The organism is Pseudomonas sp. PDM16 (assembly GCF_014851865.1).
GTDB lineage: Bacteria > Pseudomonadota > Gammaproteobacteria > Pseudomonadales > Pseudomonadaceae > Aquipseudomonas.
Map to the genome: position 1 here is coordinate 272,655 of NZ_JACVAM010000002.1, position 15,763 is coordinate 288,417.

15 protein-coding genes and 5 pseudogenes are annotated in these 15,763 nt (G+C 60.2%); 8 read left to right on the forward strand and 12 right to left on the reverse strand.

Annotated elements, in window-relative coordinates:
- Window positions 1-393, forward strand: coding sequence for a GFA family protein (locus tag IB234_RS07725; RefSeq protein WP_192316173.1), 393 nt, complete (start codon window positions 1-3; stop codon window positions 391-393).
- Between the two features lie 105 nt (window positions 394-498).
- On the opposite strand, the gene IB234_RS07730 is transcribed toward IB234_RS07725, so the two are convergent.
- The 8 genes and pseudogenes from IB234_RS07730 to IB234_RS07760 form a co-directional block, all read right to left on the reverse strand.
- Complete coding sequence (locus IB234_RS07730) at window positions 499-1,431, reverse strand: sulfotransferase family protein (RefSeq protein WP_192316175.1); 933 nt, start codon at window positions 1,429-1,431, stop codon at window positions 499-501.
- Window positions 1,386-2,510 (reverse strand): DegT/DnrJ/EryC1/StrS family aminotransferase, encoded by a 1,125-nt coding sequence (locus tag IB234_RS07735; RefSeq protein ID WP_192316178.1) that lies wholly within the window; start codon window positions 2,508-2,510, stop codon window positions 1,386-1,388. The genes IB234_RS07730 and IB234_RS07735 overlap by 46 nt, the downstream gene beginning before the upstream one ends.
- A gap of 15 nt (window positions 2,511-2,525) precedes the next feature.
- Window positions 2,526-3,446, reverse strand: a complete 921-nt coding sequence (locus IB234_RS07740; protein WP_318651990.1) for a Gfo/Idh/MocA family oxidoreductase — start codon at window positions 3,444-3,446, stop codon at window positions 2,526-2,528.
- Window positions 3,428-4,960 carry a glycosyltransferase gene (locus IB234_RS07745; protein ID WP_192316183.1) on the reverse strand — a complete coding sequence of 511 codons (1,533 nt, stop codon included), beginning with the start codon at window positions 4,958-4,960 and terminating at the stop codon, window positions 3,428-3,430. The genes IB234_RS07740 and IB234_RS07745 overlap by 19 nt, the downstream gene beginning before the upstream one ends.
- Window positions 4,961-4,976: 16 nt before the next feature.
- Window positions 4,977-5,816, reverse strand: coding sequence for a 3-keto-5-aminohexanoate cleavage protein (locus IB234_RS07750; protein WP_192316185.1), 840 nt, complete (start codon window positions 5,814-5,816; stop codon window positions 4,977-4,979).
- Window positions 5,817-5,858: 42 nt separating this feature from the next.
- A pseudogene (locus tag IB234_RS24350) lies at window positions 5,859-6,083 on the reverse strand (DapH/DapD/GlmU-related protein); the annotation flags it as partial.
- An 87-nt stretch (window positions 6,084-6,170) separates the two neighbouring features.
- Window positions 6,171-6,314 (reverse strand): annotated as a pseudogene (locus tag IB234_RS24355) (hypothetical protein); the annotation flags it as partial.
- Window positions 6,315-6,604: 290 nt separating this feature from the next.
- Window positions 6,605-7,480: a DMT family transporter gene (locus IB234_RS07760; RefSeq protein ID WP_192316190.1), complete on the reverse strand. Its 876-nt coding sequence runs from the start codon at window positions 7,478-7,480 to the stop codon at window positions 6,605-6,607.
- A 369-nt stretch (window positions 7,481-7,849) separates the two neighbouring features.
- Here IB234_RS07760 and IB234_RS07765 point away from each other — a divergent pair, with 369 nt between their 5' ends.
- Window positions 7,850-8,527, forward strand: coding sequence for a helix-turn-helix domain-containing protein (locus IB234_RS07765; RefSeq protein ID WP_192316192.1), 678 nt, complete (start codon window positions 7,850-7,852; stop codon window positions 8,525-8,527).
- Here the strand turns inward: IB234_RS07765 and IB234_RS07770 are convergent.
- Together IB234_RS07770 and IB234_RS07775 are read right to left on the reverse strand one after the other, a co-directional pair.
- Window positions 8,510-9,412, reverse strand: a complete 903-nt coding sequence (locus IB234_RS07770; RefSeq protein ID WP_192316194.1) for a sterol desaturase family protein — start codon at window positions 9,410-9,412, stop codon at window positions 8,510-8,512. The two genes, IB234_RS07765 and IB234_RS07770, sit on opposite strands and share 18 nt — an antisense overlap.
- A 72-nt stretch (window positions 9,413-9,484) precedes the next feature.
- Window positions 9,485-9,748 carry a YebG family protein gene (locus IB234_RS07775; protein WP_192316196.1) on the reverse strand — a complete coding sequence of 88 codons (264 nt, stop codon included), beginning with the start codon at window positions 9,746-9,748 and terminating at the stop codon, window positions 9,485-9,487.
- Window positions 9,749-9,905: 157 nt separating this feature from the next.
- Here IB234_RS07775 and IB234_RS23925 point away from each other — a divergent pair.
- A pseudogene (locus tag IB234_RS23925) lies at window positions 9,906-10,181 on the forward strand (phosphate-starvation-inducible PsiE family protein); the annotation flags it as partial.
- Window positions 10,182-10,267: 86 nt separating this feature from the next.
- A complete protein-coding gene (locus IB234_RS07785; RefSeq protein ID WP_192316201.1) occupies window positions 10,268-10,756 on the forward strand; it encodes a phosphate-starvation-inducible PsiE family protein in 489 nt (162 codons plus the stop codon).
- 243 nt (window positions 10,757-10,999) lie between these two features.
- Here IB234_RS07785 and IB234_RS07790 read toward each other — a convergent pair whose 3' ends face one another.
- Window positions 11,000-12,118: a hypothetical protein gene (locus IB234_RS07790; protein WP_192316203.1), complete on the reverse strand. Its 1,119-nt coding sequence runs from the start codon at window positions 12,116-12,118 to the stop codon at window positions 11,000-11,002.
- 177 nt (window positions 12,119-12,295) lie between these two features.
- Between IB234_RS07790 and IB234_RS07795 the strand changes: the two are divergent.
- The 4 genes and pseudogenes from IB234_RS07795 to IB234_RS07810 all read left to right on the forward strand — a co-directional run.
- Window positions 12,296-12,526: pseudogene (locus IB234_RS07795) on the forward strand (phosphate-starvation-inducible PsiE family protein); the annotation flags it as partial.
- Window positions 12,527-12,642: 116 nt separating this feature from the next.
- Window positions 12,643-12,927: a DUF3649 domain-containing protein gene (locus tag IB234_RS07800; RefSeq protein ID WP_192316206.1), complete on the forward strand. Its 285-nt coding sequence runs from the start codon at window positions 12,643-12,645 to the stop codon at window positions 12,925-12,927.
- Window positions 12,924-14,453 (forward strand): PepSY-associated TM helix domain-containing protein, encoded by a 1,530-nt coding sequence (locus tag IB234_RS07805; RefSeq protein WP_192316208.1) that lies wholly within the window; start codon window positions 12,924-12,926, stop codon window positions 14,451-14,453. Before IB234_RS07800 ends, IB234_RS07805 begins: the two co-directional genes overlap by 4 nt.
- Window positions 14,453-14,776: a DUF3325 domain-containing protein gene (locus IB234_RS07810; protein WP_192316210.1), complete on the forward strand. Its 324-nt coding sequence runs from the start codon at window positions 14,453-14,455 to the stop codon at window positions 14,774-14,776. The genes IB234_RS07805 and IB234_RS07810 overlap by 1 nt, the downstream gene beginning before the upstream one ends.
- On the opposite strand, the pseudogene IB234_RS07815 reads toward IB234_RS07810, so the two are convergent.
- Window positions 14,777-15,634: pseudogene (locus IB234_RS07815) on the reverse strand (helix-turn-helix domain-containing protein).
- Between the last annotated feature and the right edge of the window lie 129 nt (window positions 15,635-15,763).

Consider the following 15,763-nt stretch of genomic DNA (forward strand, 5'->3'; position numbering starts at 1 on the left):
ATGCAGCGATTCACTGGAGGCTGCCTGTGCGGCAGCGTTCGTCTCGTGGCCTCCGGCTTGCCGTACCGGGTTGGCGTCTGCCACTGCCTCGACTGCCGCAAGCACCACGGTGCTCTGTTTCACGCCTCCGCGATTTTTCCCCAGGAGGCGGTGGTGGTCGAAGGTGAAACTCGCGACTACGCCGGGCGGCATTTCTGCCCCCGTTGCGGCTCGTCCGTATTCGCGTGTACGGCCGACGAAGTCGAAGTGAACCTGGGTTCCCTTGACGCACCCGACCAGCTGAAACCGACCTACGAAAGCTGGACCATACGCCGCGAGGCCTGGCTGCCAACGTTTTCACTTGCCAGACGTTACGAGCGTGACAGGGACCAGGGCAGTCGCACCGAGGGGTAACTCCTGGCGATGTGCCTACCTACCGGGCCGGGTAGCCTGTTCACCAGGCATCCTGCTGTGCCGGCGACGTGCAGAGGCTTGGTCGGGATGGCACCGATGCGCGTATCAGTCATCGAGATCTGAGAACTCTCGGAGCAGACCAGCTGCAGCCCTCTCACAGGCGGTCTGTTCGGCAGGGCTCATGAGCTCGCGCCAGACTGCCAAACGGCTTTCATCCAGAGGCTGCATGGTTAGCCGTTGCTGTTGCAGTCTCTGTTCCTGACTGACCAACAGGTGCCCGTCGGCGTGATAGCGGGCCCGGTGTTCGGCAAGCCGTTCCGGAGCATGGCGATGGAAGTCGAGCATGCATGGGTTGAAATCGAGCTCGATGAAGTCGCAGATACGTCGCAGCTGCCGCTCGGGGGTACGTAGAAGCTGGTCATAGTGGACTTCCAGATAGTGCAGTCCCCGAGCCTGTTGACGGGCGGCGTGGATCATATGGGCCCAGCGTCGGACCAGTTCCGGCAGGTCTTGGGACGGTGCAAACCAGACCTTTCGCCAGGATAGGGCTACGTCGCGACCATCACGCAGAATATGAATGAAACGGGCTTCCGGAAGGTGCTGGGCAACTCGATGAATGTGCTCCACGTACAGGGGCGTCTTGTCACCGTAACGGGGTTTGTTATGGCGTTCGGCATAGAGCCGGTAGAACAGGCGAAGCACCTCGGCCAGTCCCGCCTGCTGGGGAAGGTGGCTGGCCGCTGCGAGGAAGTGACCAGCATCCACACCGAAGTCCGCCCAGGCAGGGGCGTCGACAGGGTGTTTCAGCAAGTGGCCTGCCAGTTCGCGCGGTGTGGCCTGTGGGTTTGGATGCGGTGCTGCAAGCAGGAAGCCGGTCTCGGGCGGGATCGCCAGTTGTGGGTGGGCGTCCAGCATCAGTCTCAGTAGCGTGGTGCCCGAACGTGGCACGCCGACGATCATCGGCAGTGGCGGCGAAGGAAGCGTCATGTCGTTCATGGTCGCCAGGCGAGGCTGGCCAGGATCTGACTGATGACCCATGCCTGCTTCTCGTTGTCGAGGCTGGGGTATATCGGCAGGCAGAGAATGCGTTGTGCAGTGCTCTCGGCATTGTCCAGTGCGCCATATCGGCAGCGCTGGGTGAAGGCCGGCTGAAGGTGCAGGGGCGTTGGGTAGTGGACGGCGACGTGAACACCGGCTTCGCGCAAGTTATCGGCGAGGCGCTCGCGATCATCCAGCAGCACGGGGTACTGCGCGTAGGCCGATCTGGCCTCGGTCATTTGCCTTGGCAGTTTCAGGTGGCCGGCGGCGATGGCTGGTGCCAGGCCTGCGTCGTAGCGTTGGGCCAGCTCCTGGCGGAGTGCGATCTGTTTCGGTAGGTGATTCAACGCCGCCAGCAGGGCGCAGCTGGACAGTGAGTCGAGGCGTCCGTTGGTGCCGAGCGAGGTGTGCTGGTACTTGCTGGATTGCCCATGGTCACGGACTTCGTGGATGCGTCGGGCCAGCTCCGGATCGTTGGTGAACACTGCTCCGCCTTCACCCATGCCACCCAGGGGTTTTGTCGGGAAGAAACTGGTGCAGCCGATGTCGGCCAGATTGCCGCTTCGCCGTTCGCCCAGGCTGGCGCCATAGCTTTGCGCGGCGTCCTCTATGACTCGAAGGCCTCGGTCCTGGGCCAGTTGATTGAGGGCATAGAAGTCGGCCGGCTGGCCAAAAAGCGACACGGCGATGATTGCTCGAGTACGGGCGCTGATGAGTTTGGCGCAGGACTCGACATCAATGTTCAGGGTATCGGTCCGAATATCTGCCAGAACCGGGGTGGCACCTTGAAGCAATACGGCTTCCAGTGGCGCTGCGAAGGTGAACGCCGGCACGATGACTTCATCTCCCGGCCCGATTTCAAGAGCCATGAGTGCCAGCTGCAATGCCATCGTGCCTGAGCTGCACGTCAGCGCATGACTGACTTCCAGGTCGCTTGCCAGGCGTTGCTCAAGGTCTCTGACTTCTGGCCCCATGACGAACTGGCCATGCTCAAACAGGCGATGGATCCGAGATAACACCTCGTCTTTTAGTGGTTGCCAGTCCGCAACCAGATCGACGAAAGGGACCGTGGTAGTCATTGGCGCCCCACAAATTCAGTAGATGAGAGTATCGACCGCCATGCACTGTTGACGGATGTTTTCGCTCAAGCTCATCACGTCGAGGGCGGAGTGCCCGAGAGCTATGGTAGATGCCTTGCCGAGCAGGGCCTGGACAAAATCATGGGCCTGGCGGGTGAGCGCATCTGGTTGACCCGGTGCAACAGCCGCGTTCAGGTCGACCGTGTGCACTTCACCTCGATGTTCGTCGTGAAGAATGACCTGGCGACGCTGATACGCCGATTCACGGCTCGCTGTGAGTTGCACCCGCCGGTCTCCCGGGAAGGTCAGTTCGCAGTGCACATGGCAGAGCTGGTCAGCCTGCATGCGTTGTTCGAGGATGCGAATCTGCCGGTGCGGTTTTCCAAGGACATCGATCAGCCAGTCGAGATCATGCACCATCAGGTCCTGCACCACATCGGCATCGAAAGGCCCCGGCATCGTCCGGGATACCATTCGAACCACTTCCGCCCGGCCACGTGGCTGCCTGGCCAGCTCGGAGCGTACTTTGCGAATGGCCGGATTGAAGCGCTCGCTCTGGCCCACGGCGAGTAGCGCATTGTGCTGTTGAGCGCAGGACACCAAGGCGTTGCAACTGGCTAAATCCAATGCCAGGGGCTTTTCCACCAGACAATGCACTCCCGCCGCGAGTAGCGGGAGCGCCGTAGCCAGGTGAGCATCGCTGGGAGTGGCGATCACCGCTATATCCACTTTGCCGGCTAACGCCTGGCTTTGCTCGAAGAACGCCAGACTCTGGCGCTGGGCGAGGGTTGCCTTGTGCGGGTCGAGATCGACCATCGCTGTCAGCTGGACGCCCGGTATTCGCTGCCAGGCGCTGGCATGCAGCTGACCCATCTTGCCCAGGCCGACGATGCCCAGCCTCAATGGGGATGGTGTGGTCATGACCGCCCCAGCCATTGCATCAACCGCCGATAGCTACCCAGCATGCGCCAGGAGCGGGAGCGATGCACTGCCGCCAATTGCCCCTGCAGCTGATGAAGTTTATCGGTCTGCAGGCGGAGTTCGTCTTCCAGATGAGTGCTGTACTGTTCGCTCTGTTGAAGTGCAAACGTCTGCCGCGCACTTTTTTCCTGGCAACGTTGGAACGCATGCGCTTGCTCGGCCAACTGATCTTCATATTGCTGAAGTGCTGCCACATGATCGGCGCTTTGCTCCTCATGCCGCTGCAACATGAGCGCCTGGCTGGCGCTGCGCTCTTCGTGGCTCCGAAGTGCCTCAACCTGTCTGGCGTATTGTTCGTCATGTTGTTGGAGTGCCAGCGTCTGCCTGGCACTGGTCTCCTGATGGTGCTGCAGTGCCTGCGCTTGCTGGGTAAGCTGCTCCTCCATCTGCAGTCTGGCCGCCTCCAGTTGTTCAACGTAGGCGCGGGTTTCCACTTCGAAGTGTTGGCGGCCCTTGATGATGGGGGATAGCCAGCGGAGGTAGTCAGCTCCGGCCCGCAGCTGTGCGTGTAGATGTTCGAGGGGGAGAATGCCCTCTGCCTCGCTCAGCACCTCTGAGTAGATGTCCTGCCAGCGATCGACGGTTCGCTCCATGTCAGCCTCCTGGCGAATCCACAGGCTGACCTGGCGGGCATCGTCTGCGCCATAGCGCTGAATCTCGCGGAAGACAGCCTCTTCGGTGAGGCGTTCGCGCTGCATCGTGCGCACGCCGAAGTTCAGATTTCGCAGTGCCGCCACGTTCTGCGTATCGACCATGCTGGCGAGGCCCACCTGGTCGGCGACTATCACGGCGCAACCGGATGCCATGGCTTCGATAGCGGCCCGAGCCTTCGCGAAAACCAGGTCGTATTGACCGAGGAGCTGGGCGGGTTCGGCAGCTGCCTTGCCCATGCCGCTGCCAATGATATCTACCTGTTCGATGCCTGCCCGCAGGCATGCATTGCGGATAGGAGCGATGCTCGCCTCGCCATTGGCATAGTTGCTGAACACCAGAGCCGATCTCGGTGCCGCCGGAAGTGGTGCTCGCAGCTGGAAACGCTGCATGTCGGCGAAGTTGTACAGCACCTCGATGGACTCAGGATCGATGCCGGATGTTGTGGCCAGGCGCTCGCGGCAGAGGTCATCTACCGCCACATAGCGGCGAATACCGGGCAGCACAGGAGGGTGTTCTTCCCAAGGCAGCCAGCCATGGCAGATATAGAGTGCTGGCACCAACGGGAAATGCAGCATGGCGGTGACGGCATCCAGGTGGTGCTGACCATGAATGATGTCCGGTGGGGTGCTCAGGGCGTGCAGATCGCTGATGACGGGGATGGTGGCGCGACGTAGCTCTTCGGCAACCTCTCCAAGCTGGGTGCTGTAGGCGATGGGCTGGTGCCCACGCTTCATCAGGGCGATAGCCAGGTCGCGGACATAAAGCTCGGATCCTGCGCGGCCATCCAGAGTGTTGTTGGTAATTAGAATGCGCAAATCGGCAGCTCCCGGGTCATGCCGGCGTGGGCAGCCCCAGGGCGGTACGTACCGCCCTGGGGGATGCAGGGCTGAGGCCGAAGACCTTGGCCAGGTCGACGACGCGACTCACCAGCTGGGCATTGCTCGCCAGCTGTGTACGGCCCTGGTCCAGCCACAGGTAGTCTTCCAGACCGACTCGCGCACCGTTGCCGTACAACAACCCCTGCACATTCATGGCTAGCTGGCTGGCGCCTACGCCGCCGCCGCACCATAGGGACCCCGCGGGTAACTCGTTGAGCAGCAGGCCCAGGGCTGCTGGCTTGGCTTGGGCGCCGGCAATGCTGCCGAGCAGCAGGTTGAAGTACAGGGGGGCGCCGATAAGGCCCTTTCCCAACAGGTGCTGTGCATAGTTCAGCATGCCTGAGTCGAACACCTCCAGTTCAGGCCGGATACCGGCTTCGGCCATCCGCTCGGCCAGGCGGCGGATCATGTCCGGACTATTGAGGCTGGCACTTCGGCTGAAGTTCATCGAGGCCAGGGTCAGGCTGCCCATATCCGGCTTGATATCCCCGGTCAGGCTCAACACGTCGGCGCGTTGCTCGAACTCGCTGAAATCGCGCCCGCTCAGGGATACGCAGATCACTACATCGGGGTGAGTTTCACGAATGCCGCCAATCAGTTGCGCGTAGATCTCCTTGCGATAGCTCGGCCGCCCGCTGTCATCACGAGCGTGCAGGTGCAACATGTTGGCCCCCAGCTCGATGCAGCGCCGGGCATCCGTGATGATCTCGGCCACCGTCAACGGTACATGAGGGCTCATGGCGCGCGTGGGAAGCATGCCGGTTGGGGCCAGGTTGAGAATGAAGCCGTCCATAGTCGTGATGGCTCAATCCTTCGTCGGGAGGGTACGAACCCTTGCAGGGTTGCCGACTACCGTAGCCCCCGCGGGGACGTCTCGGGTGACTACGCTGCCGGCACCGACCACCGCGTTTTCCCCGATGGTCACCCCCGGCAGGATGACGCTGCCGCCGCCGATCTTGGCGCCTCGGCATATGCGTGGATAGCAGAGGCTGTCGCCCGTGAGCTTGTCGTTGAGAGTGACGACACGGGGACCGATGAAGACATCGTCTTCGATCACCACACCCCGTGTGATATGGCAAGCCGTCTGGATGGAAACCCGGTCGCCGATACGGCAATCGCAGATGTTGCAGTGCGAACCGATGGTGACTCCCTGACCGATTCGCGCACCGCGGTGAATCAGGCTCATCGAGCCGACACGGCTGTCGGCGCCGATACTGACATCCTCTTGGACTTCTGTGAGCAGGGGATTGTAGAAGCGTACTGTGGGGAAGCGTTGCTCGAGCTCATGCATGGATGAAGCGACCTTCGGCTGATGAGTTTCGATGGAACGTCAAATGGCTATGGCTGGTGGCCAGCCATAGAACATGACTATGCAATGCTCGGGCTCTTGGTGAAAAGAGTTTGTTACCGATCAATATCTGACGATCTCATGAGCCGCTCAAGGCTTGGTGAGCGTATTCGCAAAGGTAGTCATTGCGGCTAGGTGATTAGATGCCAAACGCAGTTGGGCAGGGGTGGTGCAACAGGCAGTCCTTTGCCTTGTTGCCTTCAAGATTCGGCACATCGGTGCCTTGATATGGGTTATCTCTCCGTACTGGTTGGCGACGGCTGCCGGAACACCAGCACCAGGCCGAGCAGGATGGCGGCCATGCCGGCCAGGCTCAGTCCGCTCATGGCGTTGCCGAGGAACAGGTAGTCCATGGCTGCCGTCACCCCCGGCACCAGGTAGAACAGGCTGGTGACATTGACCAAGTTGCCGGCGCGGATCAGCCGGTACAGCAGCAGCTGCGCTACCACCGAGATGACGATGGCCAGCCACAGCAGCGGGCCGAAGAAGTCCAGCGACCATTCGAACTCAAAGCGCTGGAACGGCAGCAGCGCCGCGCAGGCCAGCAGGCTCACCGCGTACTGCAGCGGTAGCGCCTGCAGCGGCGACTGGCTGAGGCCCTTCTGGGCGATGGCGCCGAGGGTCATGCACAACAGGGCGCCCAGGGCATAGCCGGTGCCAGCGGCGGAGAAGCGTGCCAGGCCAATGCTCTGCCACACCACCAACACCAGGCCGAACAGGGCCAGGCCCAGGCCGATCAGGCGCAAAGCGGCGAAGCGCCGTTCCAGCAGCATCAGGGTGAGGATCGGCTGCACGCCAAGCACGGTGGCCAGCACGCCAGGCGTGATGCCTTGGTCCAGCGCCAGCAGGTAGCAGATCGAGTAGCCGCCGATCATCAGCAGGCCGGTGCCGGCCGTGCGCAGACGCTGGCCACGAGCGGGCAGGCAGGAGCGGACGAGGGTACCGATCAGCAGCAGAACGCCGAGAGCGAGGATGAAGCGCAGGGTCAGGAAGGCGAAGGCCGAGGCATGGTCGAGGCCCAGGCGAGAGAAGATCGCGCCACTGCTCCAGAGCAGGACGAACAGCGTGGTGGAGGCGCAGGCGCCCCAGAAGGTCTTGTCGAAACGCATGAATAATCACCTGTCGAAAACCGCCGGTCAGGCGCGCAGAAGCGCGAGCGGGGCGGAAAACCGGAATAGGGTTTGAGCGATCGACCGACGGCGACGAGCCGTGGGCGATCAGGCGCGGGCGGGTGGCGGCGGTGGCGTGCCGGCCCGGCGAACGCGGGGAGGGGCGACAGGTGGTGGCGCACACGGATGCTCGCTGTGCAGGGCAGCGAGGCTGGAGCAGGTGAGCGCTAAGTGATTCATGGAGAGCATCCGTTGAGGGATGTGCCGACACTAACTCCGAATTGGCCGATCGGTCAATCCGCTGCACTGCCGGGCTGGCGCACGGCACGCGCTTGCGCTATTTCTGCCGCTCCATTCGACGAGGCAGCCATGAAGGAAGAGCACTGGCAGGGCGCGCTCTGGCTTGGTCCCGACTACTGTCTGCTGGCGGGTGTCAGTGGCAACGCGCGGCCCCATGCGCACTACGCCCATCAACTGCTGCTGGCGCCCGGCGAGCCGTTGCGCCTGCTGGTCGAGGGGCAGGCGTATTGCGCGCGGGCGTTGCTGGTGCCTTCGCAGCAGGAGCATGCCTTCGAACTGGCCGGGCAGCCGTTGCTGGCGTTGTATGCCGAGCCTTTGGCGTTCTCCATCGAGCAGTTGCAGGCGCTGGCTGACGCGGCGCCTGCCGAGTTGCCTGCACTGGTCGAGTGTGTGCGGCAGCTGCCGCGCCTGCCGCTGGATGCGCGGGTGCGCCAGGCGCTGGACACGGTAGACGAGCAACTCACCGAGCGTATCAGCGCCCAGGACCTGGCGCAGCGCGTGTGCCTGTCACTGAGCCAGCTGGAGCGTCTGTTCGCCGAGCAGGTTGGCCTGTCCGTGCGGCGCCTGGTGCGCTGGCGGCGTTTACGCCTGGCCTTGGGCGTGGCACTGGAAGGCAGCACGCTCACCGAAGCGGCGTATGCCGCCGGTTTCGCCGACTCGGCACACCTGTCGCGCACGGTGCGCGAGCTGTTCGGCATTCGCGCCGACCGCAGCCTGCGCCATCTGCAGCTACGGCTGCTGGATTGAACGCAGCGCTGGCGGTGTCGCCGGGATGGCACTGGTAGAGGCCGGTGTGCGGAAGGGTTCGCGCAGTTGTGCCAGGTAGGCGCGCGGGTAGTCCGGGCGGTCGCCGATGCCGATATCGGTGTCGCTAAGCCGGTAGTCCTCGCGATAGAAGGCGGTGCCCAGCAGGCGATCCCAGAAACTGAAGAACAGCGCGAAGTTGACGTCGCCGGCACGCCCGTAGCGGATATGGTGGAAGCGGTGCAGCGGCGCCCAGGCGAACAGGTGGCGCAACGGGCCGATGCGCATGTCGACATTGCTGTGCTGCAATAGCAGTTGCACGGCGATGGCGAAGGCTAGCAGGGCGGCGACCTGCAGCGGCAGCCCGAGCAGGATCAACGGCAACACGCCGGCACCGGCCTCCAGCATCTGGTGCAACGGGTGCTTCATCAGCCCATTGAAGCCATACAGGCGCGGCACGCTGTGGTGCACCGCATGCAGGCGCCAGAGCAGGGCGCTGCGGTGGCTGAGCCAGTGCATCAGGGTGATGCCGAGATCGGCGGCCAGAATGGCGAGCGCCAGCTGCAGCCACAACGGCCAGTGCACGGGCCACAGCGGCGGCGCTGGCCATAGCCCGGCGAGCGCTGGAATGATGGCGAGGCTGGCGATGTTCAACGACTCGTTGACCAATGCATGTAGCAGGTCGCTCGGACCATCGGCATGCGTCTGGTTCCAGCTGTCCTGATAGGGCAGGAGGCGTTCTACCAGGTACGAGACGAGGATCGCGCCAAGCAGCAGCACCGGCAGCCAGGCAAGCGAAAGGTCGCGAAAACCGACCCGCCAGGTGGCCAGGCCGATCAGGCCGAAGAAGAACAGCGGGGCATAGAGGATGCTGAGCAGGGCACGCATGGCGCTCTCCGGAAAGGACGGGAGCACCCAGCATCGCCAGCCGCCCGGCGGGCGGCTTGAACAAACGGCGCGTCAGGCGTCGTCGGCAGCTTCATCCAGCTCGGCAAGGGCATCCGGCTGGTTCTTGAAGGCCTTGGCGAAGGTGTCACGATTCTTCGCCATGAAGATGCCCAACTCCTCCACCTGCTCCTCGCTCAGCGAAGGCACGGCTTTGTGCAGAGCGCCGGACAGGGCTTCTGCCAGCTCCAGCATCTTGTCGTAGCGATCGGCTTCGGACTTATCCATGAACAAACGCTCCGGATCGCGACTGCTGCGGTACACCACTTCGACGGCCATTCATCACCTCATTCCCACGTCATGTGATTGATCTGTATGCATGTACAGTATTTGATTCGGCCTCTCCAAAGCAAGTTCGGAATGCTTCCAAGGAAGCATTGTCGCGCGACTGGCTGGCCTCCATCCTGCATAGCCGTTGTCATGCAGGTGGTCCAGCATGGGCCGATCCAGTCGAAGGAGTAGGAAGGTGGATTTCAAACGAGTCGATAGCCTAAGAGGCGGTATGCATGGCTTGGCACAGTCGTTCGGTAACCTGCTGGTGGAGGCCTTCCACTACATGGCGTTGTTCGGCATCGGCGGTATTACGGCCTGGGCATCGGTGGTGACCTTCCTCGGCATGCTCGACAAGGGGCATGTGACGGTCGACGACATCCTTCTGCTGTTCATCTACCTGGAGCTGGGTGCCATGGTCGGCATCTACTTCAAGACCAACCAACCGTATCTAACACAAAATTTTTCGCGTCCTGCGGGCTGGCAAGCCTAGCTATCACTGTGTCTGGATTGATGGAGTAACTGAGCATGAAGTGGGCAGATAGCAGCCGCAAACGTATGCATGACGGGGCGAATTCGATTGGTAACCTGATGGTGGAAGGCTTCCACTACTTGGGCTTGTTTGCCATCGGAGCGGCTACCGCATGGGCCTCGGTGATGGCCTTTATGGGAATGGTAGAAAAAGGTCACGCAAGCATCGATGACATTCTCTTGCTCTTCATTTATCTAGAGCTGGGAGCAATGGTAGGCATCTACTTTAAAACAAATCACCTTCCTATCCGTTTTTTGCTCTACATAGCGATTACGGCACTGACTCGATACCTGATAGGTGATGTATCGCACCACAAGGCACCTGATGTTGGTCTGCTATATTTGTGTGGCGGGATATTCCTTCTGTCGTTATCTGTTTTAGTTGTCAGGATTGCTTCGAATAAATTTCCTTCCAGTAAGGCGATAGATGCAACTGGTGACTTCGTTGAGGATAAGATTGAAGGTTCTAAACTTGAGGCTACTTAGAGTTTTTTAAAGTGGTTTCGTGCTGAGTGTGTCTTGTGGTTAGTGATAATGCTGCCTGTAAAATTGATCAAAAATATTAAGCACTGATTCTTTGTGCTGGAAACGCCGGATACTAATTTTTCTCTCTTTCCATAGTGATGGCCTCAATTCATGAGGGGTCTTTATGGCGGAATTTTTAATGGTACTAGCTGAGTATGCTGTTTTGGCACGTATTAACGTGTCATTGCTTTATGGGGATATTTATTAGCTGCCAAAAGCTATTGTGATTGTAGATCCTACTATTCCCCCGAGAATACCTGCCGAAATAATAGTCAAAAGCTCGATTGCTTTGCTGTTTTTTTGATCGAAGTATTTTATAAGTTCGCTTGTTTCGTTGAGGGGGTATTGAGGGTGCTCGGATATTTCTTGGTCGATGTGCTCTTGCAGGTATGTCTCTGATTCTCCGCTTTTATACATCGCAGCGTAGTCGCTAGCGATCTGCCCTTTTCTGAATATTAAATACCCCTTAAACAAGCCGATATCCTTGAATGCTTTTTGGAAGAGCTTTGGCTTTTCTATTGTCCTTTTTATGATATTTTTCTTGTTTGTTTTTTCTTGAAGCTCAAGGATCGAATTTGTTGTGTCTTGAATCTCTCCCCATTTTTTCAAACTGAATCGTGCATCTTTGTTTAGTTGGTAAAAAAATGACAATTCGTCAGCGAGGGCTTCTTGCAGTTCTTCAAGAGCTTTGTCCTCGTTTTTAAATTTATTTGCGTTATAATTAAATTTAAGGGTGTTGTATGCTCGGCTCTTTATTTCATTGAGTGTAAATGACGAGCTTTCAATGGCTGTGTCGCTTTCGTTTAGGTAGAAATTTGCGTGAAAGGGTGACGGGCCTAGGAAGTCATACTCTAGGAATGTTTCGGTCTTTTGTATTTCTTTAGTTAAGAATTCCCTGACTACTTGAACCGCTGTAGAGGGTAGGGTGTCTTCTGTGGCGGATAGGCACTCGATATAGCTCACTGGGCCATGCCACTCATGTCGCACAGTGATTTTAAAATTCTCGGTGCCTGTATCTAAATATTCTTCTGGTAGATTTATTAATTCTGCTTGAATTCGAGATGGTATATAGATTTTGAAAGTTAAATTTAAGAATGTAATAAGTGGATAGCCATTGTCCCCCTCCCTGATTTTAGGGTTGGGGGGTGATGTGTCTATTTTCTCATCTTTAATATCTTCATCGAAAGATATTGTTACGTCTGATGTGGTTGTGAGATTTTTAAGGGTTTTGGTTATTTCATCGATATATTCTTGTACGGAGATTTCTTTGTCTATGTTGTCTTTCAATGAAAAGTGAAAACATCCTACCCCAAAAGCTTTCATATATTTCCTTATGTAGTATGTTGGCGGTTTTAGTTGTTGGCCAATTGCTATCATAGGGTCAGAGTTTTCTCTGTCAATCGGTAGGAATGTCGAAGCTCTGCTTTACGAGGCAAAACTATTAGCAGCCAAGTCCTCCAGCTGTGCCGTAGATAAAGGCGAATGTCAGACCGCGTGGTCAAGACCAATCACATGCCGGTGCGCTTTCTGATCTATGTAGCGATTACCGCGCTGACCCGTCTGCTCATCTCTGACGTATCGCACCACAATGGCCCGGGGATGGGCGTGGTCTATGTTTCCGGTGCGATTCTGCTGCTGGCGCTGGCGATTCTGGTGGTGCGTTTCGCTTCGTCGAGCTTCCCCTCGGTACAGCCGCCAGCCCGCATAGGCCGTGATGTGGACGAGAGTTGAATTGCTTTCAATTGCGAATATTTAGCAATAACATATCCGGCCTATCTGTCTCGATGTTCAGCCCCGGTACGCTCGTGCCGGTACAAGACTGACCACGCCCACAAGATGAGCCGACCGTGAGCAAGCATTCCACCCTGACGCCTTGGAGCATCGCCTCTCGTGTACTGGCCGCCCTTATCGGCGGCTACGCACTGGCCTATGGCTTCTCCGTCTACCTTCCTCTGGCGCGGCCGGATCGCGTCGCCTTCGCGGGTATGTTCAGCTTCGCCGTATGGACGGCGGCGGTCATCTACGTGTTCGCCGCTCGCAGCGCGGCCCGCGCCTGGTTGTGGCTGGCAGGGCTGACCGCCGCCATGTGTCTGGCGGCCTTCCTGCCGAGCGAACTGGGGGTGCGTCCATGAGCCTGCGTCAATCCATGGCAGGTCTGCACACCTGGGGCGGTCTGATACCGAGCTGGTTGCTCTACGTGATCATCCTGGCCGGCACCATCGCTTGCTTCGACAAGGAACTGGACCGCTGGATGCGCCCTGCGCTGCATCAGGAGTCGGCCGCGACCATGAGCGCCGACCAGGCGCGCGACTGGCTGCAACGCAACGTCAAGGACGAGCTGCACGCTTTCTGGATGCACGGCCCGAGCGAACGTGAACCCTATTGGCGGTTGGGTTGGGAAGTGGATGGCACGGGCGAGGGCGATAACCTCACCTTCGCTCCGAGCGGCGGGGAGCCGATGCCGGGCACGGTTGGTGGCGATTTCTTCTTCCGCCTGCATTACACCCTGCATGCCGGCATGATCGGGCTCTACATCGTCGGTCTGGCAGGGATGTTCATGCTGGTGGCGCTGGTGTCCGGGGTGATCATTCACCGGCGCATCTTCAAGGACTTCTTCACCCTGCGGCCGAACGCCAATGGCCAACGTGCCTGGCTGGATGCCCACAACCTGTTCGGCGTGGTCGGTTTCCCTTTCCACCTGATCCTGGCCTACACCGGCGTGGTGATCTTCGTTTCCAACTACATGCCGGCCGGCCTGCAGGTGGCATACAAGAACGACATCGAGCACTTCTTCAGCGAGGTGGCGGGTGCCTACCATCGTGAGGAGATGCACCAGCCGGCGGCGGCCCCCATGTCGCTGAACGCCTTGATCGAGCGTTCCCAGGAACACTGGAATGGTGGCAAGGCAGGCTGGATCAGCGTGCACCATCCGGGTGATGCCTCTGCCGTGGTCGATATCAGCGAGCAGAGCAGCGAGTCTCGCGTTGGACGCCCTCTTTCCGGGCTGACCTATGACGCGGCCACGGGCGAGCTGCTGCATGAACAGAAACCGCCGGTTGGCTACTCCTTCTACAGTTGGCTGGCCGGCCTGCACATGGTGCAATTCGGCGGTAGCCTGGTGCGGGGGCTGTATTTCCTGCTCGGCCTGGCGGGCTGCGCGCTGATGATCGGTGGGGTCAAGGTGTGGGTTGCCAAGCGCGAGGCGCGCGGTGGTGCTGGCATCGGCCTGGTGCGATCGCTCAACGGTGCGGTGTTCGCCGGTATGCCTCTGGCCAGCCTGGTGCTGCTGTGGGGCAATCGTCTGATTCCCGCCGGCGTGGCCGAACGTGCCAGCGTCGAGTCCTGGGTCTTCGTCGGCGCCTGGCTGTTGGTGGCGCTCTGGTCGGTACTTGGTCGCCGCCAGCCGCGCCGCCTGCTGAGCCAGCAATTAGCGCTGGGAGCTGTGCTCGCCCTGGGGCTGCCGTTGCTCAATGGCCTGACCACCGATCATGGCCACCTGTTCTCGACCTTGTTGCGTGGCGACTGGGCTTTGGCTGGAGTCGATCTGACCCTGATCGCCGGAGGCCTGCTCAGCGCCGTCTACGCCTGGCGCTTCGCTCAGCCACAGGCAGAGCCGGTACCGCGTGGTCGTCGCGTTCTGGTCGAGGAGACCGCCTGATGTTGCTGTTCGCCTTCTCCCTGAGCTATCTGGCCATGGCTGCCCTTTGCCTGGCCATGTCTCGTCATCACAAGGTGCTGCTAAGCGGTTCTCCAACTCCGGCGCGCCAGCGCGGCCTGCGGGGGCTCGCCGTGCTTGGGCTGGGTTTCGGTCTGGCACTGTGCTGGGTAGCGCGTGGTGGCGAGATCGGCGCCGTGCTCTGGTTGTGCCTGGTGATGCTCGCCGGCCTGCTGCTGGTGGCCCTGTTGGCCTGGCGCGAGCGTTGGGTGCTGCCGCTGGCTGCCGTGTTGCCGGTCGCCGGTGGTGTGACCGCGCTGGTCTGATCAGCGCACCGCGCGCAGCAATCCTGGCGCCGCGCCAAACGCCTGGCGGAAGCGGTTGCTGAAGTGGCTGGCGCTGGCAAAGCCGCAGGCCAGGCCTATCTCACCCAGCGGCAGATCGCCGTGCTGCAGCAACTCCCTTGCCCGTAGCAGGCGACGCTGCAGCACGTAGCGGTGCGGTGGCATGCTAAAGCTGGCGCTGAACATGCGCGCGAAGTGATATTCGGACAGTGCTGCTAGTTGCGCCAGTTCGCCCAAGGCCAGTGGCTCGTCCAGATGCTGTTCGATGTAGTCCACCAGGCGTTTGCGCAGATGCGGCGCCAGCCCCCCTTTCAGTTTCAGCCCCTGCCGCAGGCCGACCTGGGTCAGCAGAACGTGGCTGATCATCTCGTGGGCCAGGCTGCTGGCCAACAGGCGCTCGCCGGGCTCGTTCCAGTCCAGTACCACCAGTTGATGGAACTGGCTGACCAGGCGTGGATCCTAAAGGAAGGTGCTCTCGTTCAACTGCAGTTCGCGCGGCTCGCGGTCGAGCAGGGTGACGGCGGTGGCGGCGAAGCGCTCGGGGCTGACATAGAGATGGGCCAGGCGGATGTCTCCGTTGATCACCCAGGACGATTCGTGACCGGCCGGCAGCACGCACAGTTTGTCCGGCGAGCCCTTGGCGCCCGGACGGTCGCGGCGGAAGGTGCCGGTACCGCCGGCCAGGTAGCACGACAGGGTGTGGTGGCTGGGGCCCTGGTAGTCGCGCGCGTCGTGGTGGTTGGTCCACTGTGCGGCGGCCAGCTCGGCACCGCGAAGCAATCGCGCGTTCGGCGAGCTGCTGAGCGACTGGAAGACCAGGTTCTGTTCGAGTGTGGCCATCGGCATGGGGGAGGGCGAATGGAATGCCTGCCATCCTACTCCCACGGCGCTTCGGCGCCAGTGGTGGATGACAGATAAGCGCAATTTTATGCAAGCGCGCCAGCGTGGCTCAGGAGGAGACTGCGGTGA